Annotated in this window: 29 protein-coding genes; all 29 read left to right on the top strand. The window is 47.1% G+C overall.

What is annotated here, in order from left to right; all coding sequences use genetic code 11:
* Positions 1-17: 17 nt before the first annotated feature.
* The 29 genes from AM231_RS13195 to proS all read left to right on the top strand — a co-directional run bounded on the left by AM231_RS13195 (position 18) and on the right by proS (position 26,820).
* On the top strand, positions 18-383 hold the full coding sequence (locus tag AM231_RS13195; RefSeq protein ID WP_054402962.1) for a response regulator: 366 nt from the start codon (positions 18-20) through the stop codon (positions 381-383).
* 7 nt (positions 384-390) lie between these two features.
* Positions 391-915 (top strand): FliO/MopB family protein, encoded by a 525-nt coding sequence (locus AM231_RS13190; protein WP_053492644.1) that lies wholly within the window; start codon positions 391-393, stop codon positions 913-915.
* Positions 912-1,664, top strand: a complete 753-nt coding sequence (gene fliP / locus AM231_RS13185) for a flagellar type III secretion system pore protein FliP (protein ID WP_054402961.1) — start codon at positions 912-914, stop codon at positions 1,662-1,664. Before AM231_RS13190 ends, fliP begins: the two co-directional genes overlap by 4 nt.
* A gap of 40 nt (positions 1,665-1,704) precedes the next feature.
* Positions 1,705-1,974, top strand: coding sequence for a flagellar biosynthesis protein FliQ (gene fliQ / locus AM231_RS13180; RefSeq protein WP_053492646.1), 270 nt, complete (start codon positions 1,705-1,707; stop codon positions 1,972-1,974).
* 11 nt (positions 1,975-1,985) lie between these two features.
* The gene (fliR, locus tag AM231_RS13175) at positions 1,986-2,774 is read left to right on the top strand and encodes a flagellar biosynthetic protein FliR (RefSeq protein ID WP_053492647.1); all 789 of its coding nucleotides are present in this window, start codon (positions 1,986-1,988) and stop codon (positions 2,772-2,774) included.
* Between the two features lie 19 nt (positions 2,775-2,793).
* A complete protein-coding gene (gene flhB / locus AM231_RS13170) occupies positions 2,794-3,882 on the top strand; it encodes a flagellar biosynthesis protein FlhB (RefSeq protein WP_053492648.1) in 1,089 nt (362 codons plus the stop codon).
* A 24-nt stretch (positions 3,883-3,906) separates the two neighbouring features.
* A complete protein-coding gene (flhA, locus tag AM231_RS13165) occupies positions 3,907-5,940 on the top strand; it encodes a flagellar biosynthesis protein FlhA (protein WP_053492649.1) in 2,034 nt (677 codons plus the stop codon).
* Positions 5,937-7,373 carry a flagellar biosynthesis GTPase FlhF gene (gene flhF, locus AM231_RS13160; protein WP_054402960.1) on the top strand — a complete coding sequence of 479 codons (1,437 nt, stop codon included), beginning with the start codon at positions 5,937-5,939 and terminating at the stop codon, positions 7,371-7,373. The genes flhA and flhF overlap by 4 nt, the downstream gene beginning before the upstream one ends.
* Positions 7,370-8,257: a MinD/ParA family protein gene (locus AM231_RS13155; protein ID WP_054402959.1), complete on the top strand. Its 888-nt coding sequence runs from the start codon at positions 7,370-7,372 to the stop codon at positions 8,255-8,257. Before flhF ends, AM231_RS13155 begins: the two co-directional genes overlap by 4 nt.
* A 38-nt stretch (positions 8,258-8,295) precedes the next feature.
* Entirely contained in the window at positions 8,296-9,633 is a 1,338-nt protein-coding gene (locus AM231_RS13150) for a protein-glutamate methylesterase/protein-glutamine glutaminase (protein WP_054402958.1), read from the top strand.
* A 23-nt stretch (positions 9,634-9,656) separates the two neighbouring features.
* A complete protein-coding gene (locus AM231_RS13145) occupies positions 9,657-11,729 on the top strand; it encodes a chemotaxis protein CheA (RefSeq protein WP_054402957.1) in 2,073 nt (690 codons plus the stop codon).
* A gap of 49 nt (positions 11,730-11,778) precedes the next feature.
* On the top strand, positions 11,779-12,240 hold the full coding sequence (locus tag AM231_RS13140) for a chemotaxis protein CheW (protein ID WP_054402956.1): 462 nt from the start codon (positions 11,779-11,781) through the stop codon (positions 12,238-12,240).
* Between the two features lie 36 nt (positions 12,241-12,276).
* Entirely contained in the window at positions 12,277-12,870 is a 594-nt protein-coding gene (locus tag AM231_RS13135) for a chemotaxis protein CheC (RefSeq protein ID WP_423212923.1), read from the top strand.
* On the top strand, positions 12,863-13,360 hold the full coding sequence (locus AM231_RS13130) for a chemotaxis protein CheD (protein ID WP_053492656.1): 498 nt from the start codon (positions 12,863-12,865) through the stop codon (positions 13,358-13,360). Before AM231_RS13135 ends, AM231_RS13130 begins: the two co-directional genes overlap by 8 nt.
* 2 nt (positions 13,361-13,362) lie before the next feature.
* Positions 13,363-13,767, top strand: a complete 405-nt coding sequence (locus AM231_RS13125; RefSeq protein ID WP_053492657.1) for a hypothetical protein — start codon at positions 13,363-13,365, stop codon at positions 13,765-13,767.
* Between the two features lie 15 nt (positions 13,768-13,782).
* Positions 13,783-14,571 carry a FliA/WhiG family RNA polymerase sigma factor gene (locus tag AM231_RS13120; RefSeq protein WP_053492658.1) on the top strand — a complete coding sequence of 263 codons (789 nt, stop codon included), beginning with the start codon at positions 13,783-13,785 and terminating at the stop codon, positions 14,569-14,571.
* Between the two features lie 30 nt (positions 14,572-14,601).
* The gene (locus AM231_RS13115; protein ID WP_053492659.1) at positions 14,602-16,011 is read left to right on the top strand and encodes a DUF342 domain-containing protein; all 1,410 of its coding nucleotides are present in this window, start codon (positions 14,602-14,604) and stop codon (positions 16,009-16,011) included.
* 56 nt (positions 16,012-16,067) lie between these two features.
* Positions 16,068-16,379, top strand: a complete 312-nt coding sequence (locus AM231_RS13110; RefSeq protein ID WP_053494175.1) for a hypothetical protein — start codon at positions 16,068-16,070, stop codon at positions 16,377-16,379.
* A 29-nt stretch (positions 16,380-16,408) separates the two neighbouring features.
* Entirely contained in the window at positions 16,409-16,942 is a 534-nt protein-coding gene (locus AM231_RS13105; protein WP_054402954.1) for a hypothetical protein, read from the top strand.
* Entirely contained in the window at positions 16,939-17,541 is a 603-nt protein-coding gene (locus tag AM231_RS13100) for an endolytic transglycosylase MltG (RefSeq protein ID WP_054402953.1), read from the top strand. Before AM231_RS13105 ends, AM231_RS13100 begins: the two co-directional genes overlap by 4 nt.
* 238 nt (positions 17,542-17,779) lie before the next feature.
* Positions 17,780-18,478: a 30S ribosomal protein S2 gene (rpsB, locus tag AM231_RS13095; protein WP_053492662.1), complete on the top strand. Its 699-nt coding sequence runs from the start codon at positions 17,780-17,782 to the stop codon at positions 18,476-18,478.
* A 231-nt stretch (positions 18,479-18,709) separates the two neighbouring features.
* On the top strand, positions 18,710-19,360 hold the full coding sequence (tsf, locus tag AM231_RS13090; RefSeq protein WP_053492663.1) for a translation elongation factor Ts: 651 nt from the start codon (positions 18,710-18,712) through the stop codon (positions 19,358-19,360).
* A gap of 297 nt (positions 19,361-19,657) precedes the next feature.
* Positions 19,658-20,386: a UMP kinase gene (gene pyrH, locus AM231_RS13085; protein ID WP_006211297.1), complete on the top strand. Its 729-nt coding sequence runs from the start codon at positions 19,658-19,660 to the stop codon at positions 20,384-20,386.
* Positions 20,386-20,940, top strand: a complete 555-nt coding sequence (gene frr / locus AM231_RS13080) for a ribosome recycling factor (protein WP_053492664.1) — start codon at positions 20,386-20,388, stop codon at positions 20,938-20,940. Before pyrH ends, frr begins: the two co-directional genes overlap by 1 nt.
* Positions 20,941-21,013: 73 nt before the next feature.
* Positions 21,014-21,781, top strand: coding sequence for an isoprenyl transferase (locus AM231_RS13075; protein ID WP_053492665.1), 768 nt, complete (start codon positions 21,014-21,016; stop codon positions 21,779-21,781).
* A 20-nt stretch (positions 21,782-21,801) separates the two neighbouring features.
* Positions 21,802-22,602, top strand: a complete 801-nt coding sequence (locus AM231_RS13070; RefSeq protein WP_054402952.1) for a phosphatidate cytidylyltransferase — start codon at positions 21,802-21,804, stop codon at positions 22,600-22,602.
* Positions 22,603-22,619: 17 nt separating this feature from the next.
* Positions 22,620-23,759 carry a 1-deoxy-D-xylulose-5-phosphate reductoisomerase gene (locus AM231_RS13065; protein WP_054402951.1) on the top strand — a complete coding sequence of 380 codons (1,140 nt, stop codon included), beginning with the start codon at positions 22,620-22,622 and terminating at the stop codon, positions 23,757-23,759.
* A 132-nt stretch (positions 23,760-23,891) separates the two neighbouring features.
* Positions 23,892-25,166: an RIP metalloprotease RseP gene (rseP, locus tag AM231_RS13060; RefSeq protein WP_053492668.1), complete on the top strand. Its 1,275-nt coding sequence runs from the start codon at positions 23,892-23,894 to the stop codon at positions 25,164-25,166.
* A gap of 196 nt (positions 25,167-25,362) precedes the next feature.
* Entirely contained in the window at positions 25,363-26,820 is a 1,458-nt protein-coding gene (gene proS / locus AM231_RS13055) for a proline--tRNA ligase (protein ID WP_054402950.1), read from the top strand.
* Positions 26,821-26,826 lie beyond the last annotated feature (6 nt).

The following is a 26,826-nucleotide window of genomic DNA, read 5'->3' as shown; positions in this document are numbered from 1 at the left end:
AGGGAGGATTTTTATCAATGGCTAACCGAATTCTGATTGTGGACGATGCTGCTTTTATGAGAATGATGATCCGTGACATTCTGGTCAAGAACGGATTTGAAGTTGTAGGGGAGGCACAGGACGGCGGACAAGCAATCGAAAAATTTAAAGAGCTTCGCCCTGATCTTATTACAATGGATATCACTATGCCGGAAATGGATGGGATTGCTGCCTTGAAAGAAATCAAAAAAGTCGATGCAAACGCAAAAGTGATTATGTGTTCTGCTATGGGACAACAAGCGATGGTTATCGACGCTATTCAAGCCGGAGCGAAGGATTTTATCGTTAAACCATTCCAATCCGACAGAGTTATTGAAGCTATCAATAAGACGTTAGGCATATAGGATCATTATGATGATGGCAGCCTCTGATGGATTACGTTCAGGAAGTACTACCGGGTATTATCTACAGTTATTTTATGTCTTTGTCGTACTTGCCATCATCGTTGCGTTGATCGTGCTGCTGATTCGCTTTCTCAGCAAAAAGAATCAGAGCTGGATGCAGGGCCGCTCTATTCGCACCTTGGGTGCGGTTGGGATGGGCCCTAACAAATCCCTTCAGATTGTTGAAATCGGGGGGAGCATCTATGTGATTGGTGTTGGTGAAGACGTCCGGTTGGTGGACAAAATTTCGGATCCGGCTGAAGTTGCGCTTATCCAAGCCGCATTTGAACAGGAGTCAGGAATCCATAATGGGGCACTGCCGCCACTCATGAAGAAATTGGCGGCAAAACTCCGTAAAGAACCACCATCGGAAGAGATTGAGTTGGAAGATACATCTTCTTTCCATGAAGTGTTCGAATCCAAGCTGCGCAGCGTGCCGAACCGGAAAGAGAAGGTCGAAGAATTGCTGCGGGAGGATCATAAGGATTCATGAATAAAAAAATCTCGTGCGCTATCATTATTTTCCTGATGTTCGGATTTCTGTTCTCCCACTCGGCCTTTGCGGATCCGATTCCGAACATTGATATTCAAATCGGCAATGATGGAGACGCCGCGGGGACAAGTTCATTGTCCTTGATACTCCTAATTACCGTTCTTAGCATTGCGCCTGCAATTTTGGTGCTGATGACAAGTTTCACACGGATTGTTATCGTGCTTGGCTTTGTCCGTACTTCTCTCGGCACACAGCAAACACCGCCAAATCAGGTGTTGATTGGCCTGGCGCTTTTCCTTACTTTGTTCGTGATGGCTCCTACACTGTCATCGATCAATGAAGTCGCGTTACAGCCCTATCTCAAGGGAGAGATCACCCAAGCGGAAGCGCTGGATAAGGCTCAAGATCCCATGAAGAAATTCATGTTCTCTCACACGCGCGAGAAAGATCTATTGCTGTTTATGAACTACACAGGAGCAGAGAAAGCCGAATCATATAAGGATATCCCATTAACGGTTATGGTACCTGCATTTGCCATTAGTGAACTGAAGACGGGGTTTCAGATGGGTTTTATGATATTCATTCCGTTTCTAGTCATTGACATCGTGGTTGCCAGCGTGCTCATGGCGATGGGGATGATGATGCTGCCACCGGTTATGATCTCACTGCCATTCAAAATTTTACTTTTTGTTCTGGTAGACGGCTGGTATCTGGTCGTGAAGTCGATGCTGATGAGCTTTAACCCATAGCAATAAGCGGCAAGTAATTCGAATACAGGGGGACTAAGCCGTGAGCGCTGAATTTATTATCGGCCTGGCAGGGCAAGCGGTCTATACTGTGCTCAAGGTGAGCGCACCGATGCTTGTTCTCGCACTGGCTGTAGGACTTTTGGTCAGTATTTTTCAAGCAACGACACAGATCCAGGAACAAACACTGGCATTCGTGCCCAAAATTGTTATGGTTCTCGTAGCATTACTGTTGTTTGGTCCTTGGATATTAACGACATTAGTGGAGTTCACCCACGGTATTTTGGACAATCTCTACAAATATATTGGATAGGCTGAGTGTCCATGGAATGGTTACAGCAAAGTTTACCTGTTTTCATGCTTATTTTTTGTCGAATAACATCTTTTTTTGTAATATCGCCAGTATTCGCTTCGCGCGGTATACCATCCTCATTCAAAATAGCCCTCTCAGCTATTATCGCCCTGATCGTTTACTTATCAACCGGGCTTGGTGAAGTGGTTCCGCAGGACTTGTCCTACGCGATTCTAATCGTCCAGGAAGTATTGGTGGGGCTGCTCCTTGGATTCACGGCTTATCTTATTATGGCTGTTGTTCAGACAGCAGGAGCATTGATTGACATACAGATCGGATTCAGCATGGCCAATGTCATCGACCCGTTCACAGGCAGTTCTACTCCTCTAATCGGTAATTTTAAGTTCTATCTTTCCTTGCTGGTCTTTCTCAGCATGAATGGTCACCACTATCTGCTGGATGCCATTATGTACAGCTATGAATGGATACCGATTACTGGAGATGTGTTTTCAAAGATTCATGATGGCAATGTAACGGATTTTCTCGTTCGGACGTTCTCACACTCTTTTGTGTTGGCACTGCAAATGGCGGCACCGCTAGTGGCAGCCCTGTTCCTGACTGATGTAGGGCTAGGCTTTCTGGCAAGGACAGCTCCACAGTTCAATGTGTTTGTTATCGGGATTATCCTCAAAATCATCGTTGGACTCGTGTTGTTGATGCTGCTCATGCCTATGCTGGTATCGTTATTTGATCATCTGTTTGCCAAAATGTTTGAAGCGCTCCGGCAGCTGCTTGGCGTTCTTGGCGACGGGCCGACTTAAGGAGATGGAGGTGAAGCGGATGTCATACCGGTATCCGGTCGACTTACAGTTGTTCGCTGGCGAAAAGACGGAGAAAGCCACACCCAAGAAGCGCCAAGATACACGTAAGAAAGGCCAAGTTGCCAAGAGCATGGAGGTATCGGGTGCATCGGTCTTGCTAGCCGCTTTCTTCTGTTTGTTAATTTTCGGTGGGTATATGAGGGATCGCATTGTTCGATTGTTCAGCGATATTTACATTAATCAGCTCTCCATGAATGTTACAAAAGACAATGTTATGAACCTGTTCGGGGAGTACGGCATCCAAATCTTGCTTATAGTGGCTCCCTTGTTTATCTCGGTATTTATCGTCGCATTAATCGCTAACTATTTGCAGGTGGGATTTATGTTGACGGGCGAAACATTGAAAATGAAATTCAGCAAAATCGATCCAATTAAAGGCTTCAAAAATATTTTCTCGATGCGTTCATTGGTCGAGTTCTTGAAATCGGTCATTAAGCTGACCATTATAGGTTACCTTGCATACAGCACTTTATGGGCTGCAAGGGAAGGATTATCTTCCTTGTCAACGATGGGCCCAGACACGATCTTTCACTTCGTGGCGGATATTACGATGTCACTGGGATTCAAAATAGCCATCGGGCTGATTATTCTAGCTATTCTTGATTATATGTACCAACGATACGACTACGAAAAAAATATACGCATGTCAAAGCAAGATATTAAGGATGAGTATAAAAAAATGGAGGGCGATCCACTGATCAAAGGAAAAATCAGGGAACGCCAGCGTCGAATGGCAGTTCAGCGGATGATGCAGGAAATTCCGAATGCTGACGTCATCATCACTAACCCGACCCACTTTGCAGTGGCGATCAAGTATGACGGGTCCATGATGGATGCTCCGCAAATCATTGCAAAAGGCCAAGATTTTATGGCTCTGCGGATTAAAGAAATAGCGAAAGACCATGGAATTATAACGATGGAAAATAAGCCGCTGGCACGCGCATTGTACCAACGGTCGGAAATCGGGGATTCGATTCCTGGAGACCTGTTCCAGGCCGTAGCGGAAGTGCTGGCCTATGTATATAAACTTAAAGGTAAAGTGAAATAACTAGGGACCGGAGGCGTCAGTGCAGTGAAAATAAAAGATCTTTCTGTCCTTGCGGGTGTAATTGGCATCGTACTCATGATGATTCTTCCGATCCCGATATGGCTGCTCGATGTACTGCTGATTATCAATATCTCGCTGGCGCTTATCATTTTGTTGGTGGCCATGAATACGAAGGAAGCATTGGACTTCTCGATCTTTCCTTCATTATTGCTCATCACGACGCTGTTCCGTGTTGCGCTTAATATTTCGACAACGAAGCTGATCCTGTCGGAAGCGAATGCGGGTGAAGTTGTCGCTACGTTCGGTAAATGGATAGCCAATGGTGAAATAGCGATTGGATTTATCGTCTTTTTGATCCTTGTTGTTGTACAGTTCATTGTCATAACGAAAGGTTCTGAACGCGTAGCCGAAGTTGCGGCGCGATTTACGCTCGATGCGATGCCAGGTAAACAGATGAGTATCGATGCGGATTTAAACGCAGGCCTGATCAATGAGCAGCAAGCCAGAGAACGAAGAAGCAAAATTGAGCGGGAAGCCGATTTTTACGGCGCCATGGATGGTGCGAGTAAATTCGTTAAAGGTGATGCAATCGCGACGATTGTTATCATGCTGATTAATCTGATCGGCGGATTTATCATCGGAATCTCGATTCATGGCATGTCATTCGGAGACGCGATGGGCACATACTCAATTCTCACGATCGGGGATGGATTGGTCAGCCAAATCCCGGCTCTTCTGATATCCACTGCTGCCGGGCTTATTGTTACAAGAGCCTCATCGGATGGAAATCTGGCCGATGATCTGACTGGGCAGCTCTTCTCCTACCCGCACCTCTTGTATATTGTTGCAGGAACGGTTCTTCTGTTGGGGCTCTTCACACCGATTCATCTGATTACGACCGCTCCGATTGCGCTCATATTATTCATTGCTGCGAGGACGATGCAGAACAACCTGGATCGCAAACAAGTGGAAGTGGAGCAGCTGGAGGAGGAACAGCAGATTGAAGAAGTCCGAAGTCCGGAGAGCGTGATCAACTTGCTCCAAGTTGACCCGATCGAATTCGAATTTGGGTATGGGTTGATTCCGCTTGCAGATGCACAGCAGGGTGGAGATTTGTTGGATCGGATCATTATGATCCGGAGACAGTGCGCACTTGAACTAGGACTTGTGGTACCGGTTATTCGCATTCGCGACAATATTCAACTAAAACCGAATGAATATGTCATAAAAATTAAAGGGAATGTTGTCGGCGGTGGTGAATTATTATTAAATCACTATCTTGCCATGAGTCCCGGGTATGAGGACGATACTGTAACTGGAATTGAAACATCCGAACCGGCATTCGGACTCCCGGCACTGTGGATAGATGAAGCTATGAAAGAACGGGCGGATCTTGCCGGTTATACGGTAGTAGATCCTCCATCCGTAGTTGCTACACATTTAACTGAATTAATCAAGCGACATGCGCACGAACTGATTGGTCGCCAGGAGACCAAAGCTTTGGTCGACAATATTCGGGAGACCTATCCTGTTCTTGTCGACGAACTCATTCCTTCTGTACTGACGATCGGGGAAGTACAGAAAGTACTGGCTAAGCTCCTTCGCGAGAAAATCTCGATTCGGGATATGGTGACGATTCTCGAAACCCTTGCCGATTACGGACATTACTCGAAGGATCCCGACGTTCTTACAGAATATGTAAGACAGGCCCTCTCAAGACAGATTACTCAGCAATATGCCCAAGACGGAGAGGCGATGCGGGTTATTACGGTTGGACCACAGCTGGAGAAGAAGATCGCTGAGAGCGTGCAGCAGAGCGATCAGGGAAGCTACCTTGCGATGGACCCGGTGTCGACACAGAGCGTGTTCCAGAAGCTCAGCGAGCAGGTGAACCGGATTATCCAGATGGGGCAGCAGCCTATCCTGCTTACCTCGCCCGCCATACGGATGTATTTGCGGCAAGTCATTGAACGAAGCATGCAGGATATACCGGTATTGTCTTACAGTGAGCTCGAGCCTAACGTCGAAATTCAAAGTGTCGGAGTGGTGAACTTATGAGAGTGAAAAGGTATATCGTCGACACGATGCCTGAGGCGATGCAGCATATCCGTACCGATCTTGGTACGGATGCCGTCATACTAAGCACGAAAGAAACCAAAGTGGGCGGATTCCTCGGTATGTTTACCCGGAAAAAGATCGAGGTGATCGCTGCGGTAGAACAAGCGGAGAAAGCTAAAGGCTCTTCCTCAGCCAGACCCAACATTATACCGTCCGTTCCATCAGGTGCGGTGCCCAAGGCATACCAGCGAACGGCCGAACAAGCAAAGCCGGCTGCGCCGAGCTCCAAGCCCCAGATAAGTAATACGGATAACATATCCGGAGCAAAGCAAGAAGAGGACTATAATCGATTTGCCACGATTCTTAGCCAGGTTGCCGCTTCTGAACAAATGGCCAGGGAACAACAAGCAGATAACCAGGCTCTGCAGACTGCAGCTACCACAGCATTAGAGCGAAGCACGGATCTTCCTGAGTCAGCTGCTTCCCACGCCTCAATACAGTCTTCCGGCGAAAGACAAGGAGAGCCATTAACTTCTAGGCTGGGGATCAGTGGATCTGAACAAAAGGTTTTGGAAGAATTAAAAGAAATGAAGGAATGGATTGCGAGATTGTCTCGGCAAAATCTCCAAGCGAAGCCTCTTCCTGAACCGCTGCAGCATATTCGCGACAAGCTTCTGAATCAAGACCTGTCCGCCAAGCTGACGGAAGAGTGGGTCACAACCGCGGAAGAAGCCTGGACATCCAGTCAGATGCAGATGAGCGAGGCGGAGCTGCTAAACGTGATCTATCAGCAGGCAGAGAAGTTTCTTGCTGACCGCACTGGGGACGGCGTTCAGCCTGAAACACGGATTGTGTACGTTGCGGGGCCAACCGGGGTGGGTAAGACAACTACAATCGCAAAAATAGCGGCGGAACAGCTGTTCCGTAACCAGCGCAAAGTGGGTTTCATTACTTCAGATACGTACCGGATCTCTGCGGTCGAACAATTGCGTACCTACGCTTCAATTCTCAATGTTCCGATGGAGGTTGTTCAATCACCTGGTGATATGCAGCGTGCCCTACAGAAGCTGCAGGAGTGCGATCTGATTTTGATGGATACGGCAGGTCGGAATTACCGAAATGAACTGCTCGTTTCCGAACTTCAGAGCCTATTCTCTCATTCCGATCAAAGTGAAACCTATCTTGTCTTGAGTCTGACTTCGAAGAGCAGCGATATGATCGAAATAGCGGATCATTTCAACAAGTATGCACTGGATAAGGTTATCTTCACGAAGATGGATGAAACGGGGAGTTACGGGTCTTTGTTTAATCTACTGGATGCCCATAACCTGCGCCTGTCCTATATGACCAATGGTCAAAATGTACCCGACGATCTGCTGCCGGCTGATAGTGAACAGTTAAGCCGTCTGCTTTTGGGAGCGATTCGCACATGAGTGATCAAGCCCAATCGCTTCGTCAGCTCGTCTCGGCACAGCCGGGAGGCAGTCCGATAGTAAAGTCCAATAGAACCGCTAAAATCATAACAGTCAGCAGTGGAAAGGGCGGAGTTGGAAAATCCAATTTCACATTGAACTTTGCCCTGACTATGCAAGCGATGGGGAAAAAGGTATTGGTGTTTGATGCGGACATCGGTATGGCGAACATCGATGTTCTTATGGGTGTAAGCTCCCAATATAGCTTATATCATCTTCTTCGCGGAGAGAAGAAGATTGAAGATGTGATTCAGTATGGACCAAACAAGCTTCCTTTCATTGCTGGCGGGTCGGGTCTAGCCGACATGATGTCCTTGTCTGAAGCTGAGATGGATTATTTCATAACTGAAATCGAACGCATTGCTTCCGAGATGGATTATATCATCTTCGATACAGGAGCTGGTTTATCCAAGGAAAATATGAAGTTTATCGTTTCTGCTGATCAATGTCTAGTTGTCACCACGCCCGAACCGACTTCCATTACCGATGCCTATGCATTAATCAAAGTAGTGCATGGCATGGACAACCAGGTACCATTCAGCCTGGTTGTGAATCGTGCGGGAGATGAGCAGGAGGCTCGGGAAGCAGCCAACAAAATTATACTGACAGCACAGCGTTTTCTGGATCTGGATATCCAGCTGCTCGGTTCGATTGCTGATGATACGCATGTTGTTCAAGCCGTTAAGAGGCAGGTTCCCTTTACTGCAGCTTATCCACGATGCAACGCATCCAGCGATATTAGGCGGATTGCACTACGATACATGGCCGTTCCTACTGCAACGGAGTCCGAAACCTCTAAGGGAATCAAAGGATTTATGTCTCGATGGCTCAAACGTACAAAGTGATTCTTTGTTTGGATTAATGGAAACAGAGGTGGACATCTATGAAGCCTTTTCGTGTGCTTGTCGTGGACGATTCTGCATTTATGCGGAAAATCTTTTCCGACTTCATTGAGCGTGACCCGTCTTTTCAGGTCGTCGGAACAGCAAATAACGGACTCGAGGCTGTTGAGAAAGTGATGGAGCTAGACCCTGACGTCATTACACTGGATGTAGAAATGCCGAAGATGAATGGGCTGGATGCTTTGAAGCTGATTATGTCTTCAGGCCCTCGACCTGTCATTATGTTGTCAGGCATCAATGAACAAGGGATGAGAGAAACCATACTCGCTCTTGAGGCGGGAGCATTTGATTTTATTCGAAAGCCTTCCATTTCTAATGCACTGGATATTGAGCAGGTGCGTTCAGAACTATTAAAGCAACTGAATGCAGCAATGCAGGCTAAACAGCGGAGGGCGTTGTGGGAAGAAGAAGAGCAAAGACGCAAGAGTGTAGACATAACGGTTCCTCTTTCGCCAAAGCTTTCTGACAAAACGCTGAACAAAAAGCTGCAGGTGAAGGAAACGAGGTCAGCAAACAAAGGGACTGAACAGCGCAGCAAACGTTCGGAATCCCATCCGTTGCCGACGAAATTGCAACATGCCGGTGAGAAGACAGCTCGAACAAAAGGGACGCTGCCTTCTGAATTTAAGAACAAGCGCACAGAGCATATACCAGCTGTGCAGGCTAAACCTGTTGCTCCACCGGAAATTGAGAATCAACCGCCGCGAGAGACCAAATCCCGGACTTCATTGGAATTGACGGATGTAGTTGCAGTTGGTTGTTCAACTGGTGGTCCAAGAGCGTTAAAAGTTTTTCTAGAGCAAATTCCAGGTGACTTTTGTGCTCCGATTGTCATCGTTCAGCATATGCCGCCAAGCTTTACCAAATCCCTTGCACAACGACTGAATTCATTCAGCGAGCTTGAGGTGATGGAAGCGGAGCAAGATATGGTATTGGAAAGAGGAAAAGCTTACATCGCTCCAGGCGGAAGCCACATGAGGATATATCGCACTGCCAGCGGCGACTACCAGATCAAAACAAGTCAGGATGAGATCCGAAATGGTCACCGCCCATCAGTTGATGTGTTATTCGAATCCCTGCTTCCCCTGACTGGGATCAACCGCCATGCGGTGCTGATGACCGGCATGGGAAGCGATGGGGCGAGAATGATGAAAAAGCTCTACGATGCCGGCGTGACGTCAACTTATGCGGAAAGTGAACAAACTTGTGTCGTCTACGGTATGCCAAGATCTGCTGTAGAGCTGGGGTGCGTGAACTATGTTCTGCCACTTCATGATATCGCACCAAGATTGGTTCAAGCTGTAAACAACGGAAAGTGAACTTGAAGAGGAGGTGTCTCTCAATGGACATGAATCAATATTTGACAATGTTTATTGATGAGTCAAATGATCATCTGCAATCATTAAATGAAAACATGCTTCAATTAGAAAGCAACCCGGACGATATCGGAATCGTACAGATTATTTTCCGATCAGCTCATACGCTGAAAGGTATGGCAGCTACAATGGGATACGAGGATTTGGCTTCACTAACCCACCAAATGGAAAATGTACTCGATCTTGTTCGGAACGAAAAGTTAAAGATGCAGGATTATATCTTTGACACACTCTTCAAAAGCTTGGACGCTCTTGAATCGATGGTGCAGGATATTACTGAAGGTGGAGACGGCAAATCGGATGTATCCTCCATCGTGGCATCTTTACAGTCTATTGTGCGTGGCGAGGGTGCTCCGTCAAGTGAGGGAGCCGCTGATGGCGCAAGTCCAGCTGTATCCATTAAGGGTATTGAACTGGATGAGTTTCAGTATTCTGTCCTGGATCAGTCCATTTCAGAAGGGCATCAGGTTTTATATATACAAGTTACATTGCGAGAGGATTGCCAGCTTAAGGCGGTTCGGGCCTACATGGTATTCGAGGCGCTGGAAAGGTCCGGAGAAATCGTGAAGACCTATCCTGATGTTCAAGAGATTGAACAAGGTGAATTCGATCGCGTATTTTCGTTGTATTACATAACGCAGAGAGAGACGGAGGACATTGATAATCAAATCAAGTCCATCTCCGAGATTGAAACTACGAGCGTTGTAGCACTTGACCATGAATCCTTACAGCAAATGGTACAGGAGAGCGCGGCAACGGCGGAAGTAGTGAAATCGAACGATTCAGCGGCGACACCTGCGCCTGTATCTCCATCAGAAACTACTGCTAACACGAATCCTGTCAAGGAATCTAAGGCTTCTGCTCCGCGTAATACAGGTGGTGGCAATCCTTCCAGAACGATCCGTGTGGATATCGAGCGATTAGATGTGCTAATGAATCTGTTTAGCGAACTGTTGATTGACCGGGTACGGCTTGAACAGCTGGCCAGTGAGTCCAATAATCAGGAACTGACCGATACCGTTGAGCATATGAGCCGGGTAAGCAGCGATCTGCAGAACATCGTGCTTAAACTCCGCATGGTTCCGGTTGATACAGTATTTAACCGGTTTCCGAGAATGGTTCGAGATCTTGCCAAAACATTGGACAAGAAAATTGATCTAATCATTACGGGTGCTGAGACGGAGCTGGATCGCACGGTTATCGATGAAATCGGCGACCCTCTGGTCCACTTACTGCGAAATTCGGCTGACCATGGTGTCGAACCCATTGCTGACCGAATCGCAGCAGGTAAACCGGAAACTGGTACTGTGCATCTGCGTGCATTTCACAGCGGTAACAATGTTTTCATTGAGATCGAAGACGATGGACGCGGCATCTACCGTGAAAAAATCCTGAAAAATGCGATTGCAAAAGGCGTTGTCACTGAAGCAGAAGGTGCATCCATGACTGATGATGAGGTCAATCAACTGCTGTTCGCACCAGGATTTAGTACCGCTGAGAAAATTTCAGACGTTTCGGGTCGTGGCGTAGGACTTGATGTGGTTAAATCCAAGATTGTTGCCTTGGGCGGCAATGTTACGATTTACTCAACGCCGGGAAAAGGGACTAATTTTTCTGTTCAGCTTCCATTAACGCTCTCGATCATTGCGGCGATGCTCATTCAGATGGGATCCGAGAAATATGCAATTCCGCTGTCTTCCATAGTTGAAACGGGTATCATCAAACGCGGGCAAATCAAGCATGTCCATGGCAGCCGCATGGTTCAGTTCCGGGAATCGCTTATACCGATCGTCTCGCTAAGCCGATTCTTTGATGTCCCGGATTTCGATGAAGAAGCGGAAGAGGAAACCGAGATTGTCGTAATCCGTAAGGGAGACCGCTTGGCAGCACTTACGATCGATGATTTCATCGGTCAAAGTGAAATTGTTATCAAGAATCTCGGCAAATATCTTCCGGCCATCCAGGGGATTTCCGGAGCGACCATCTTAGGAGATGGACAAGTTGCCCTCATCATCGATGCAAATGCATTTATCAAATAACGGAATTTAACTGGCATGCAGGCAGCACAATCTGAAGGAGGACTTATTCATGGGAGAAGAAATCAAGGTTATTGTCTTTAAACTTGGCGAGGAAGAATACGGCATCGAGGTAGAGAAGGTTCAGACCATTGAGCGAATGATGCCGATAACGCGTGTTCCCAAAACATTTGCTTTCGTCAAAGGGGTTATTAATCTGCGGGGTGTCGTGATTCCGGTCATTAATCTGCGCGGCCGTTTTGGACTTGATGAGATCGATGCAACAGATCAAACACGGATTATTATCGTGGCTGTGAATGAAATGCAAGTTGGCTTTATTGTTGATTCCGCGAGTGATGTCATTGATCTGAATACGGACAACATTGAATCTCCACCTGAGGTGGTCGGCGGAATTAAAGCGAAATATCTTCGTGGTGTTGCGAAGGTAGGAGAGGAACGCCTTCTCGTCATGCTGAATCTATCAGAAGTATTAAACAAGAGTGAGATTATTCAGCTGGAAGGCCTTGAGGAATAGACAGTGGAACTGTTTAAACACGGCAAAGAAGTTAAGATGGATGTTCTGAAGGAAGTAGGGAATATTGGAGCGGGCAATGCAGCAACCGCACTATCCCGCTTGCTTAACAAGCCTATCGATATGGCTGTTCCCAAAGTTCAGCTATTGCCTTTTGAACAGATCGCTGAAAGCGTTGGAGGGAGCGAGCAGCTCGTTATTGCCGTATTTTTACGGGTTGAAGGCGATGCTCCCAGCAACCTCTTTTTTATCATGAGTCCGGAAGCCGGCAAGAATCTGTTGCAGAATCTGGCGGGCATTGAAGTGTCGGAGGAAGGGCAGTTCTCGGATATGGAACAGTCCGCTTTGGGAGAGATCGGGAATATTCTGGCGGGGTCATACCTATCCTCGCTAGCCGATTTCACCAATCTATCGATGACGCCGACGGTGCCGGCATTGGCGATGGATATGGCGGGTGCGATCCTCAGTTACGGGTTGCTGCAGTTTGGAGAAATGGGAGACGATGCCCTCTTAATCAACACGACGTTCCTGGAAGGGCAGAACGAGGTAGAAGGACAGTTTTTCCTGATACCCGATCCGCAAACATTTGCTCAAATTTTCGAAGCATTGGGAGTATCCTTAGAGCATGATTGAAGAACGAAGCATCACGAAGGTAGCAATGGCGGACCTGAACGTCGCAGGTCCTAGTGGTATATTGCGTACTACCGGTCTTGGCTCCTGCGTTGGATTGACGCTATATGATCCGGTAACGAAGATTGGCGGAATGGCGCATGTGATGCTCCCATCCTCAGCAATTGCTAGAGAAGGTCAACTGAATCTGGCAAAATACGCTGACACAGCTCTTCCTATCTTGTTAAACAAGATGAGAGAGCTGGGAGCCTCTCAGGCACGCATGGTAGCCAAAATGGCCGGCGGAGCTCAAATGTTCGCTTTCGCTGGTTCCGGTGACACGATGAGGATTGGTCCCCGCAATGTTGAGTCTTGCAAGGAAGGGCTCGAACAGATGGGCATCAAGCTGATTGCCGAGGATACTGGAGGAAATTATGGTAGAACCGTTGAGCTCGACTGCACAACGGGTAAGTTTACAATACGCAGTGTACAAAAGGGCATAAAGGAATTGTAGCCATGAAGGGAAAACTCCGTTTTAATCTGATAGCTGGAATAGTCGGGTTTGTGTTCACATTTATTTTTTCCATCCGTAACAATCTGTGGATGACCAGTATGTACCGGGCTCTTCTTGCATGTGCGATCTGGTTTATTCTAGCGTTCCTGATGAATTGGGTGCTGGCAGCCATTACAGGACCGCGGGTCGATGGATCAGATGATGCAGAGATGCAGAACGCTCATGAACGAGGAACTGTTCTTGATTTATCTACGCCTGATGAGGATCGGGAGTTGATGGATTTGATTCAATCCGAATCCAGCCGTAAAGAAGGCGGAGACTTTGTACCGCTGAATCCACCTAAGCTGGTCTCAACGAAAGATCCTGAAGAACTGGCCAAGGCCGTTCGTCACCTTACGGAAGAATAAGGAGGGTGAAGGCAATTGGACGAACGTAAAGCTTCTGTGCTGAACCATGCGGAATTATGGAGTGCGTGGAAGGAAGATGGAGACCATGAAGCGAAGAAGAAACTAATCGAATATCATTTGCACATCGTAGACTATGTTTCAAGCCGATTGGCCATCGGTCTTCCGAAGAACGTTTCTAAGGGAGATTTGGCCAGCAATGGGGTAATGGGTTTGATTGATGCCATCGAGAAGTTTGATTACAAACGAGGGTTGCAATTTGAAACCTATGCATCTTGGCGCGTTCGAGGCGCTATTCTGGATTCGTTGCGTCAAGGGGATTGGGTGCCGCGTTCTGTCCGTGAGAAGGCGAAGAAGATAGAAACTGCATATCAGAAGTTGGAACAGAAATATTTACGCAGCGTCAGTGATTCCGAGATGAGCGATTATCTTGACGTGACCGAGAAGGAGTTCCGGCATATGTTGCAGGAAGTAGCTGTCATGACATTGACATCGCTGGAAGATCCGATTCGCGAGGAGGAGTCTGAGACCCGAATGTCGCTTCTAATTGATGAAAAAGCGAAGAATCCTGATCATAAGGTCCATGAATTTTTTCTGAGAGAAGCCCTGATGAAGGGAATCGGTAAATTAACTCCGAAAGAGCGGACCGTTGTTTCCTTGCTATATTATGAGGATTTGTCACTCAGTGAAATTGCTGAAGTGATGTCGCTATCACCTTCACGAATATCTCAGCTTCACTCTAAAGCGATTTTGAGACTTCGGGGCGCGCTCGATAAAGATCGGGATTTGCTAATGCAAAACGACTGACGCTTGCCATTTATGAAGGGGGTTCCTGGATTGTCTGTAGATTATGCATTGGATCAATACTTTAGCGTTACGCTATCGGATGACAAAATTGTTGCCTATATACAGCTCACCAACTGGGAGAAGGATTTTGCGTGCACCGTCGAGGCTCTTGAACAATTCTTAAGAAGTCATCAGGTACGCTATGGTCTTCAGCATGATATACTGCAGCGAATTGCAAAGCATGCAGAAGAATATCAGTATAGCAAGACGCCAATAGCAATGGGAACGGAACCTGTGCACGGGCATAACGGAAAAATTCAATTTACCGTTGATTTTGGAAATGAAGCAAATCTAAAGCCACTGGAGATTGAAGATGGCAAAGTCGATTATAAGGAAGTCATTCGTTTAAATAATGTAAAGAAAGGGCAATTGATCGCGACTCGTATTCCGCCCACCAAGGGAGTTCCCGGAACAGCAGTGACCGGAGAGGAGATTCCGAGCAAGCCTGGGAAGGAAGCACATTTCAAGGTTGGGAAAAACGTCGTCGTCAATGCCGAGAACAGCGCCATGTATGCTGCGCTGGATGGACTTCTTACCAAAACCGAAAAAGGAAAGATCAATGTTTTTCCGGTTTACGAGATTAATGGTGATGTTGATTACAGTACAGGTAACATCGACTTTGTCGGCACAGTTGTCATACGTGGCAATGTGCTTACCGGTTTCCGAATTAAGGCGGCCGGCGATATCCGCGTAACGGGGTTTGTCGAAGGAGCCGAGCTGGATGCTGGAGGCTCGATCGATATATCCGGTGGTATCATCGGTTATAACAAGGGTCATGTTCAGGCAGGCCAGGATGTCAAAAGCTCATTCATCCAAGATGGAAATGTGATTGCTGGTGCTAGTGTATTTGTCTCACAGAGCATCATGCACTCCAATATCCGAGCTGCTCAAAATATCGAGTGCAACGGAACGAAGGGGCTTGTGGTTGGCGGTATTCTGCAGGCTGGAGAGAAAGTAGTTGCCCGCACGATTGGCAATAGTATGTCAACAGCCACTGTAATAGAGGTTGGTGTTCTTCCCGAGCTGCGAAATGAACTGGCCGATTTAAGGGCCCAGTTGAAGCTTTCTGTAGAGAGCATGGATAAAACGGATAAAGCGCTTTATCTGTTAAATCAACTTGCTTCCTCAGGTCAATTGTCGACTGATAAGCTGGCGCTCCGAGTGAAATTAAATGCTACCAAAAAATCCAACATGGCGGAACAATCTGATCTCAAAGACCGAATGCTGGAGATTGAAAAGATGTTGGAGGATACCGGCAAGGCAAGAGTAAATGTAGTAAAGACAATTTATGGAGGTGCCAAGATCGTCATCGGGCGGTATACCCGGTATATTAAGGACCCCACACAACGGGTTTCTTTTTACTATCATGAGGGAGATATCACCATGGTACCGCTATTGTAGGATAAAAGAGATATCATTATTGTGTGGAAACGATCCTATCACATGAGGTGATTCCATTGAGTATGAAATCGGTAGAAATGCAAATTGCGGTACCCAGAACCCATGAAGCGGGGAAGGTGCATAATGAATTTCAGCAACGTCCGATGAACGATCAGGCGCTACTTGCAGGTGAGCAACTTAAGAACAGCCGGGCAGAGGCACAGCGCAGCTCGGAAGTGAGTGAGACGGCAGAAACGGCTGTACGCGATGACGGGAGCCGTCAATCCTCCGGTAAACAACAAGACGGGGGAGAAGCGAAATCGGACGAAATGACGGAGCATCCGGCAGAGCACCCGTATAAAGGCAAGAATTTCGATGTTTCGCTCTAGATAATTTAAGGCACAAAGGGGTAATAGATTTGAAACCTTGGATATATATCGTGCTGCTTGGTATAGCGGCAGTGTTGTATGCTCTGATGCTGCCGAAACGCCGCGAAGAGACCGTGTCCAGTGAGCGGGTGGTAAAAGAAGTGGAGAGCACTCTTGAGGCTTACATGGCGGAAGTTCAGAATGAGAATGAGCAGCTTGTTGAGCTGGTTAGTCAAATGAAGCAAGAACTTACGGCTAAGCAACAAGCGCAACAAGAGCAGGTTAGCGAATTGCGTCAACGCATGCTTGTGGCGGAACAGAAACTGACCGAATCCGACACGCGGCTGCGTATAGCAGAAGACCAGCTTACCAGAACCGCTACGTTATCCGAAGGATCAGCTGCTGCCACTTCAGAGGTTGAAGATATATCTCCTCCGGTTCCTTCCATCAAATCCAGATACGCGGAGCTATTCGATCTATATGAACAAGGGAAGTCGATCGATGTGATTGCCAAGAACACCGGCTTTCAACGAGGGGAAGTTCAGCTTATCATCCAGTTGGCCAAACAGGAGGAATCCGTGTGATCAAGAACCGTACATTTATGATGGGCGTTGGCACCGGTCTTGTTGTAGGCGCAGTGATGCTCCAGCTGATGTGGGTCGGTCAAGGCACAACGGCGTCGGTAACGCAGTCTCTAACGAAGGAAGAACTGACAGCTGCTGCGGAGGAATTGGATCTGCAAGTTGTTGAACGTTCGGATGAGCTGATGACGGAGAAGCAGTGGGAAGAGAAGAAGCTTGCTGGTAATGATGGCGGCGAGTCAGCCGATTCAGATTCTGCACAGAAACCTGATTCAGAGAAGCCAGCAATACCGCAACAGCCCAAACAACCTGACGCAGATGCGGTCAAGCAAGGATCTCCACAAGTAAATAAGCCAGTGGAGCCGAAAACTCCTTCGAAAGCCAAGACGTCTATACAAGTTCGTATTCCTGCAGGTAACAATCTCAGCGATGTGGCTAACAACCTCTTGACGGCAGGCGTAATAGAGGATAAACAGGCGTTTATCAGTAAAGCCACTGAAAAAAAGATCAACAGAGCCATCCAAAGCGGTACATATTCGTTTACAGCTGGTGAAAGCTACAATTCGATTATAACCAAAATCACAGCAAAACCCTCCAGCTAGCACACTTGGTTGAGAGTGGTTTTTCTTTGTGAATCAACTCAGAAATTAATATGCTGAAGTCCCCGGTTATGTACATAAAAGACATTGCAACCTGACCCTGGTTATGTTATAGTAATTGACGGTGTTAAAACACACGCCAGAGTGATTTCATTGAGGGTGCTTTCAGGAATGAGAGTCTTAATGGAAAATGATCTTGGCGGAGGGACACACAAAAACCAAACTTAGGAGGTGCGTGAAGATGGCAGTAATTTCCATGAAACAGCTTTTGGAAGCTGGTGTACACTTCGGTCACCAGACTCGTCGCTGGAACCCAAAAATGGATAAATTTATCTTCACTGAAAGAAACGGTATCTACATTATCGACCTGCAAAAAACGGTCAAGAAAGTTGAAGAAGCTTTCAACTTTGTGAAAAACGTAGCTGGAGAGAACGGTACAATCCTGTTCGTCGGCACGAAAAAACAAGCTCAAGATTCCGTGAAAGAAGAAGCAGAGCGTTGCGGTATGTTCTACATCAACCAACGTTGGCTCGGCGGAACATTGACCAACTTCGAAACGATCCAAAAACGTATCAATCGTTTGAAGCAACTCGAAGCTTGGGAAGAAGACGGCACATTCCAAGTACTGCCTAAGAAAGAAGTTATCCTTCTCCGCAAAGAGAAAGATCGTCTTGAGAAGTTCCTGGGCGGTATCAAGAACATGAAGGGTCTTCCTAGCGCACTGTTCGTTATCGATCCTCGCAAAGAGCGTATCGCAGTAGCGGAAGCTCGCAAATTGGGTATCCCAATCGTTGGTATCGTTGATACGAACTGTGATCCTGATGAAATCGACTATGTAATTCCAGGTAACGATGACGCGATCCGCGCTGTCAAGTTGTTGACTGGTAAAATGGCTGATGCCGTTGTTGAAGCTCACCAAGGTGAAGAAACAACAGCGTAATCGGGATTTAAACGTATAAAGAATGAATTTAATGAAAAGGGTGGTTGGTAGGTGGATAACCTCTCACTGCCCTTTTTTTAAGATGTCAGGACGGATAACATATGAAATTAACATTCTTCTGGCATGCAAGAAATACTTATAGCGGACTGTGTTTTTGAGAAGGGCGCATGAATATGAACGGCATCTTAAGCAGAACGCAAACATCAACTTACCAATTTGGAGGGAATTCTAATGGCAGTATCAGCTAGTGCGGTAAAAGAACTTCGCGAAAGAACAGGCGCAGGCATGCTGGATTGTAAAAAAGCGCTGGATGAAACAAATGGTGATATCGAAAAAGCAATTGCAGTTCTTCGTGAGAAAGGCTTGTCTGCAGCAGCTAACAAAGCTGGACGTATCGCAACTGAAGGCGTTGTAGAATCCTACATTCATGGCGGCGGAAGAATCGGTGTTCTCGTGGAAATCAACTGTGAAACCGACTTCGTAGGCAAAACCGATCAATTTAAAGAGTTTGCTCGTGATATCGCTATGCACATCGCTGCGGTAAACCCTAAATATGTTCGTCGTGAAGAAGTGCCAACGGAAGAGCTTGAGAAAGAAAAAGAAATCTTGAAAAACCAAGCTTTGAATGAAGGCAAGCCTGAGAAAATCGTTGAAAAAATGGTTGAAGGCCGCATCAACAAGTACTATGAAGAGTATTGCTTGCTGGAGCAATCCTTTATCAAAGATCCGGACAAAACAATCAACACGCTTCTTAACGAGAAAATCAGCACGATTGGTGAAAACATCTCCATTCGTCGTTTTGCTCGCTTTGAACTTGGCGAAGGCTTGGAGAAAAAACAAGACAACTTCGTTGAAGAAGTTATGTCCCAGGTGAATAAATAAGCCATAAAGGCTAATATAAGTTATAGAAAAGAGTGGAACACACCCGTGTTCCTTCTTTTTTAAGAGATATATAAACAAAAACGAGATAAGATTGTTATAAATTCGGTGTAAAGGCTACCCTTATCTCACAAGAAAGAATAGACTTTAGTCTTGATTAGACGAGTAGTAGTTTTCTACTTGAGACGGATGTTTTTACCCGATTTTTATAAACCGTCAAGCAGTGCCGGTGTGTCTGTCTGTCGTTTTTCAAACGGGCGTCGAATACATAGGCGCCGTCTTAAAGTGGAGGGTTATCATTTGGAACAGCCTGTATATAAACGAGTGATATTGAAAGTCAGTGGGGAATCCCTTTCAGGGCAGAATGGATATGGTATTGATGCTGAGACGATCTCTTCGATCGCTGAGCAGGTTCGTGAAGTTGTCGAGCTTGGTGTTGAAGTCGCCATCGTATGTGGCGGGGGAAATATCTGGCGCGGCATTGCTGGCAGCGCGAACGGAATCGACCGTGCGACAGCAGACTATATGGGTATGCTCGCAACGGTGATGAACTCTTTGGCCCTTCAGGATGCTTTGGAGCAGATTGATGTGCCGACTCGGGTACAAACCTCTATCTCAATGCAGCAAATTGCCGAGCCTTATATCCGCCGTAGAGCTATTCGGCATTTGGAAAAAGGCCGTGTCGTTATTTTTGCGGCAGGAACAGGGAACCCATACTTCTCCACCGATACGACTGCAGCGCTTCGCGCGGCGGAAATCGAAGCAGAAGTGATTCTTATGGCGAAGAATAAAGTGGACGGTGTGTACTCTGCTGATCCATTTAAGGATGAAACTGCCGAGAAGTACGAGCAGCTGACGTATCTAGACGTATTGAACAAAAACCTTGGGGTAATGGACTCTACAGCTTCATCGTTATGTATGGACAACAACATCCCGCTCATCGTCTTCGCTATTACGGAGCAAGGTAATATCAAGCGCGTCGTTTTGGGTGAAAAAATCGGAACGATCGTCAAAGGGAGTGTAGACTAATGCCGCAATCGGTGAAAAAGAATGCAGAAGAACGCATGGAAAAAGCGATCTTAGCTTTGAAACGTGACTTGGCTACTTTGCGTGCAGGGCGGGCAGCTCCAGCGCTTCTCGACCGGATTACAGTTGAATATTACGGAGCACCCACTCCGCTGAATCAGCTGGCTAACATTAGTACGCCAGATTCCAGAACGCTTATGATCCAGCCTTGGGACAAGTCGTCCTTGGCCGATATCGAAAAAGCAATCATGAAATCGGATATCGGACTAACCCCGGCGAATGATGGCAATCAGATTCGTCTCGTTGTACCTGCACTTACGGAAGAACGCAGAACTGATCTGGTGAAAATGACGAAAAAATTCGGCGAAGAAGCGAAAGTGGCCATCCGCAACATTCGTCGTGATGCCAACGATGACATTAAAAAATTGGAGAAAACAGATATTTCCGAGGACGAGTCCCGGAGACATCAGGATGATATCCAAAAAACGACGGATAAGTATATCGCAGAAGTCGACAAAGTCCTCGTTGCCAAAGAAAAAGAGATTATGGAAGTATAAGAGACTTATGGCCCCTCCTGTCAATGGTGGGGTTTGTCTCTTTTTTTGCAGAAAGATGCCTGGAGGAAATGGAATGATCAAACGGGTTCGATCGTGGTTGAATCAGGAGAACAGTCAGCAGACGCATCAGCTCTCTCCGGACAACATCCCCGAGCATGTTGCCATCATTATGGATGGTAACGGACGCTGGGCAAAACGGCGTGGTATGCCGCGGATCGTTGGCCATCAGAATGGTATGAAAGCTGTCAAAAGGACGGCCATAGCGGCCAATGACTTGGGAATCAAAGTGTTGACGATGTATGCTTTTTCTACTGAAAACTGGACGCGGCCGAAGGATGAGGTCGATTTCCTGATGAAACTTCCCCAAGAGTTTTTGGCCATTGAGTTGGAGGAGCTGATCGAGAAGAATGTCCAGGTCCGCATGATGGGGCATCCGGAAGACCTTCCTTCTCATACTCTGTCTGCCATGGAAGAAGCAGTTGCGAAGACAGCCGGTAATAACGGTCTCATTCTGAATTTTGCGCTCAATTACGGCAGCCGTAAAGAGATCACCGAAAGTGTTAAGACGCTGGGGCAAGAAGTACGTGATGGGATTCTTCGTCCAGAAGATATCACAGAGGAACTGATTAGCCAGCGGCTCCTCACAGGCGAGTTACCGGATCCGGATTTATTGATCCGCACCAGCGGCGAGCTGCGCTTGAGCAACTTTATGTTATGGCAGCTGGCATATAGCGAGCTATGGTTTACAGATGTCTATTGGCCGGAGTTCACCAAGGACCATTTGGTTGAGGCGATAGCAAATTATCAACAAAGAACTAGGCGCTACGGTGGTTTGTCGTAGCCGATGGAGGATGGAACGTTTTGAAACAGCGATTGATTACCGGAATTATAGCGGGAGCGGTCTTTTTAGGATTATGTTTCATTGGCGGTCTGTGGTACCATCTTCTTATTCTGGCGATGGCGCTAATCGGTTACTATGAATTTGTACGCATGACAAATACGGCACCATTCGGTGGAACAGCATGGATTGGTTATGTGGGGGTATTTCTTTTTGTTTTCCCATGGGGGCCACTTCAATTGAATTTTAATATGCCGTGGGGGTATGTTCTGTGGCTATTATTGCTCTTATTCATGCTCGTAACGGTGATTACGAAGAATACGATTGATATCAAGCGGGTTTCTTTACTGTTTTTGGCTTCGGCTTATATCGGCATCGGATTTTCGTTCATTGCGGAATCAAGACATGCGCCTGACGCTCATGGCGTATTCTGGACTTTTTTGCTTCTGGTTTCGATCTGGGCAAGTGATGCTGGAGCGTATTTTGTCGGTCGCTCGATGGGACGTCATAAATTATGGCCCTCCATTAGCCCGAATAAAACGGTTGAGGGTGCGCTTGGAGGCGTCTTGATCGCGGTATTATCAGCGCTGCTCTTTGCATTCTTCTCAGATGGACTCCTGACGGCTGGTCAAGCAGTTCTTATCGGGCTTTCCTGTGCCGTTATTGGCCAACTTGGGGATTTGGTGCAGTCTGCTTATAAGCGGGTCTATGGCATTAAGGATTCGGGTAAGCTATTGCCTGGACATGGTGGAATATTGGACCGGTGTGACAGCTGGATCGTCGTATTTCCATTTGTACATATATTGGGTCTCCTGCCTTATTAACGAAAGGAACGATGTGCATGAAGAAAATCAGTGTACTCGGCTCCACAGGTTCCATTGGTACCCAGACCTTGGACGTTGTGAGAAAACACCGGGAACAATTTCAGATTGAGGGACTTGCTGCGGGAAGCAATAAAGAATTATTACTTCAGCAGATTACGGAATTTGCACCACGCAAAGTATCTGTTGCCACAAAAGAGCTTGCTGACAGCATCCGCCATGAACTTCCCACCGGCACCGAAGTGTTCCATGGGCAGGAAGGACTCATAGAGATTGCGGCAGGAACAGATGCGGAGTTTGTGGTTACCGCCGTTGTTGGAAGCATGGGCCTCTCATCTACACTCGCTGCCATAGAAGAGGGAAAGACTATTGGTCTAGCCAACAAGGAAACGCTCGTAACTGCTGGTCACCTCGTGACGGCTCGGGCAGCGGCAAATGGAGTAAAGCTCTTGCCGATCGATAGTGAGCATTCGGCTATTTTTCAATGTTTAAACGGAGAACGGCATGAAGATATTGAACGGATCACGTTAACGGCTTCTGGCGGATCATTCCGGGATTACACCCGTGATCAGCTCGTTAATGTTACAGTGGAGGATGCGCTGAAACATCCAAACTGGTCCATGGGAGCTAAAATTACGATTGATTCCGCGACGATGGTTAATAAGGGGCTTGAGGTGATGGAAGCTCACTGGTTGTACAATATCCCGTACGAGCAGATATCCGTCCTTCTCCATCCGGAGAGCATCATTCATTCCTTTGTCGAATTCCGTGATTCGAGTATTATTGCGCAGCTTGGCAATCCGGACATGCGGGTTCCGATTCAATATGCGTTGACTTATCCGGAGCGATGGTCTTCACCTGCCAAGAGGTTGTCTTTAGCGGAAGCGGGCCAGCTGAATTTCCGGGAAATGGATCTTGAACGTTTTCCTTGTTTAAGGCTTGCTTATGAATGTGGTAAGATGGGGGGGACAGCGCCGACGGTATTCAATGCAGCGAATGAGATTGCAGTAGCACGGTTTCTTGGGGGCGAGATCTCTTTTCTACGTATCGAAAAAATCATCGAGGAAGTGGTGCAGCAGCACCAGCTTATACCCGAGCCCGAACTGGAAACGATTGAAGAGAATGACCGGTTAGCGCGCCAATTAGCTTCCAGGCTATAGTCTGAAGCCGTTTTTTTCGAAATCTCCCTTAAAAAAATCGGATAGCTTGTGATTCTCTTGTGGACAACAGGAGAATAATGATAATCTATAGGGACATACTGCGTTTCTGAGAGAAAAGGGGGATGTAAATAATTGGAAATGGTTCGGATCGTTTTTTTAACGGTGCTTATGTTTTTTGTAATCGTGACCGTGCATGAATGGGGTCATTATTACTTTGCCCGTCGTGCCGGGATTTTGGTCCGCGAATTCGCGATTGGATTTGGTCCAAAGCTGTTCTCATATAAACGCAATGAAACGCAATTTACGCTTCGTCTTCTTCCATTCGGTGGGTATGCACGTATGGCGGGGGAGGATCCGGAACTAGTCGAGATCCAGCCCGGTCAGACGATAGCGGTTCGATTGAATGCAGAGAATCAAGTTAAGAAGATTTATTTGGATCAACTGGATAACCGCAAAAATGTGATCCGCGGCGAAGTCCAGTTTATGGATATGGTGGATCGATTGTCGGTGAGGCTTGATGTGGATGGAGAATTTCAGCAATATGAAATCCATCCCCAAGCACATACGGTGGCCAAAGGTGTTGAGACGCAGATCGCGCCAAGAGACCGCCAGTTCGGCAGTAAGACGGTTGGCCAAAGAGCGCTTGCGATATTTGCCGGTCCGGTTATGAACTTTATTCTGGCATTCGTGCTCTTTGCACTTAACATCCAGATGGCAGGCATTCCCGTGGAAAATCCTACTTACGTTCAGATTGGTGAGATTACGAAGGGCATGCCTGCAGATGAAGCCAATCTGAAAGAGGGCGACATCATCGAGAGTATTAATGGGAACGCGATCGGTGCCGATTATCAGAAGATGATTGAATTGATTTCCGCATCCAAGGACAAGCCGATGGAATGGACGGTTCGTCGTGGTGATGAATCATTCGATCTTACATTGATTCCTCGGACGATGGAGGGAGAAGAAGGCGGCAAGGTGGGAATCATCCCAGAGCTTCCTACTCGCCCAGCAGGATTTGGAGAGACGATTACCGGCTCCGGTACGGCGATGGTAGATACAACGAATATCATCTTCCAGGGATTCAGGCAATTGATTCAGAAGTTTTCCATGGATGATTTAGGCGGTCCTGTACGAACTTTTGAGGTTACGGGTCAGATTGCCAAGCAAGGAATTGCACAGCTCACCAAATGGGCTGCGATTCTAAGTTTATATCTTGGCATTTTTAATCTGCTTCCAATACCGGCATTGGATGGAAGCCGACTGGTGTTCTTAGGGATCGAGGCTTTAAGAGGTAGGCCTGTTGATCCGAACAGGGAAGGCATGGTTCACTTTATCGGGTTCGCGATGCTGTTCCTGTTAATGATTGCCGTCACCTATAACGATATTTTGCGGTTGATAACCGGATAGCCTTGAGGTACGGCTCGGTGTGCCAGCCATAACGGAGCCGTACCTTTTTTATTGCATCATATACTGTAAGTTGCTCTAATTCAGAGCAGGCTATTGTCTCGGCTTTGCTCACACATATCGCCAATAACGTCTGTCCAGCACTCACAGTTGGGAGCTGCGGCCACGCGTTTTGATCAATGGGAGGAACAGGATTTATATGTCTAAAGAATCAAAGGATAAACAATTCGTGACAGAGATCACGCCGCAAGGAGAAGATTTTTCACGGTGGTATATTGATGTTATCAAAAAAGCGGACCTGATGGATTATTCCCCGGTTAGGGGTTGTATCGTCTTTAAACCGGACGGTTATGAGATTTGGGAGCATATCCAAGAGGAGCTGGATCGGCGTTTTAAGGAAACGGGACACCGGAATGCCTACTTCCCGTTGTTCATTCCCGAGAGCTTTTTCCAGAAGGAGAAAGAGCATGTGGAAGGTTTCAATCCCGAGCTGCCATGGGTAACGGAAGCAGCAGGCGAGAAGCTTGAAGAACGTCTGGCTATTCGTCCTACTTCCGAAACGATGTTCGGGCACATGTATTCCAAATGGATTCAATCCTATCGCGATCTGCCTGTGCTGATTAACCAGTGGGCAAATGTAGTTCGCTGGGAAAAGCGTACGCTGCCGTTCCTCCGCACCAGTGAGTTTCTGTGGCAGGAGGGTCATACCGCTCATGAAACGGAAACGGAAGCAAGAGCAGAAACGATGCAAATGCTTGATATTTATCAGCAATTTGTAGAGGATTACCTTGCAATTCCGGTCATCAAGGGACAAAAGACACCTTCGGAGAAATTTGCGGGTGCCGTGGACACATTCTCAATTGAAGCGATGATGAAAGACGGACGCGCTGTACAAGCAGGTACTTCGCATTATATGGGCACCAACTTCTCGCAAGCTTTCGAGATTCAATATTTGAATCGTGAAAATACGCTGGAATATGCTCATACAACATCCTGGGGTGTCAGCACGCGTCTCATTGGCTCCCTGATTATGGTTCATGGTGATGATCGTGGCCTGGTGCTGCCTCCTAAAGTCGCACCGACACAAGTCATCATGATCCCGATCGGTCCACCGAAGACACGAGAAGCGGTAGTGGGCCGTACGGATGAGTTGTTCCGTGAATTGAAATCTGCTGGCATTCGCGTGCGTGTAGATGATAATCCGGATGTACGTCCTGGCTGGAAGTTTAATGAATACGAAATGCGTGGAGTGCCGGTACGCCTGGAGATTGGTCCGCGTGACATGGAGAATGGCGTCTGCGTCCTTGTCTCCCGAATTACAGGCGAGAAGAAAGTCGTGGAACAATCCAACCTGACTCAAGAAGTCCAGAACATGCTGGCGCAGGTGCACCAGGAGATGTTTGAGCGTGCGAAGCAGTTCCGTGAAGATCATTTCTATTCCGTGGAGACACTGGATGAAATGAAAGACAGTATGGAAGAACAACGCGGCTTTACTTTGGCAGGCTGGTGCGGTTCGGAAGCTTGTGAGGATACCGTGAAGCAAGAGACCGGTGCTACGAGCAGAAACATCCCATTTGAACCTGCTGAGAAGAAAACCAAGTGTCTTGTATGCGAAGCAGAAGCAAAACATACCGTTTTGTTCGCCAGAGCCTACTAGTAACAT

The organism is Paenibacillus solani (genome assembly GCF_001277345.1).
GTDB lineage: Bacteria > Bacillota > Bacilli > Paenibacillales > Paenibacillaceae > Paenibacillus_AQ > Paenibacillus_AQ solani.
Note: the sequence above shows the minus strand (reverse complement) of the source record. Positions and strands in the feature narration are given on the sequence as shown.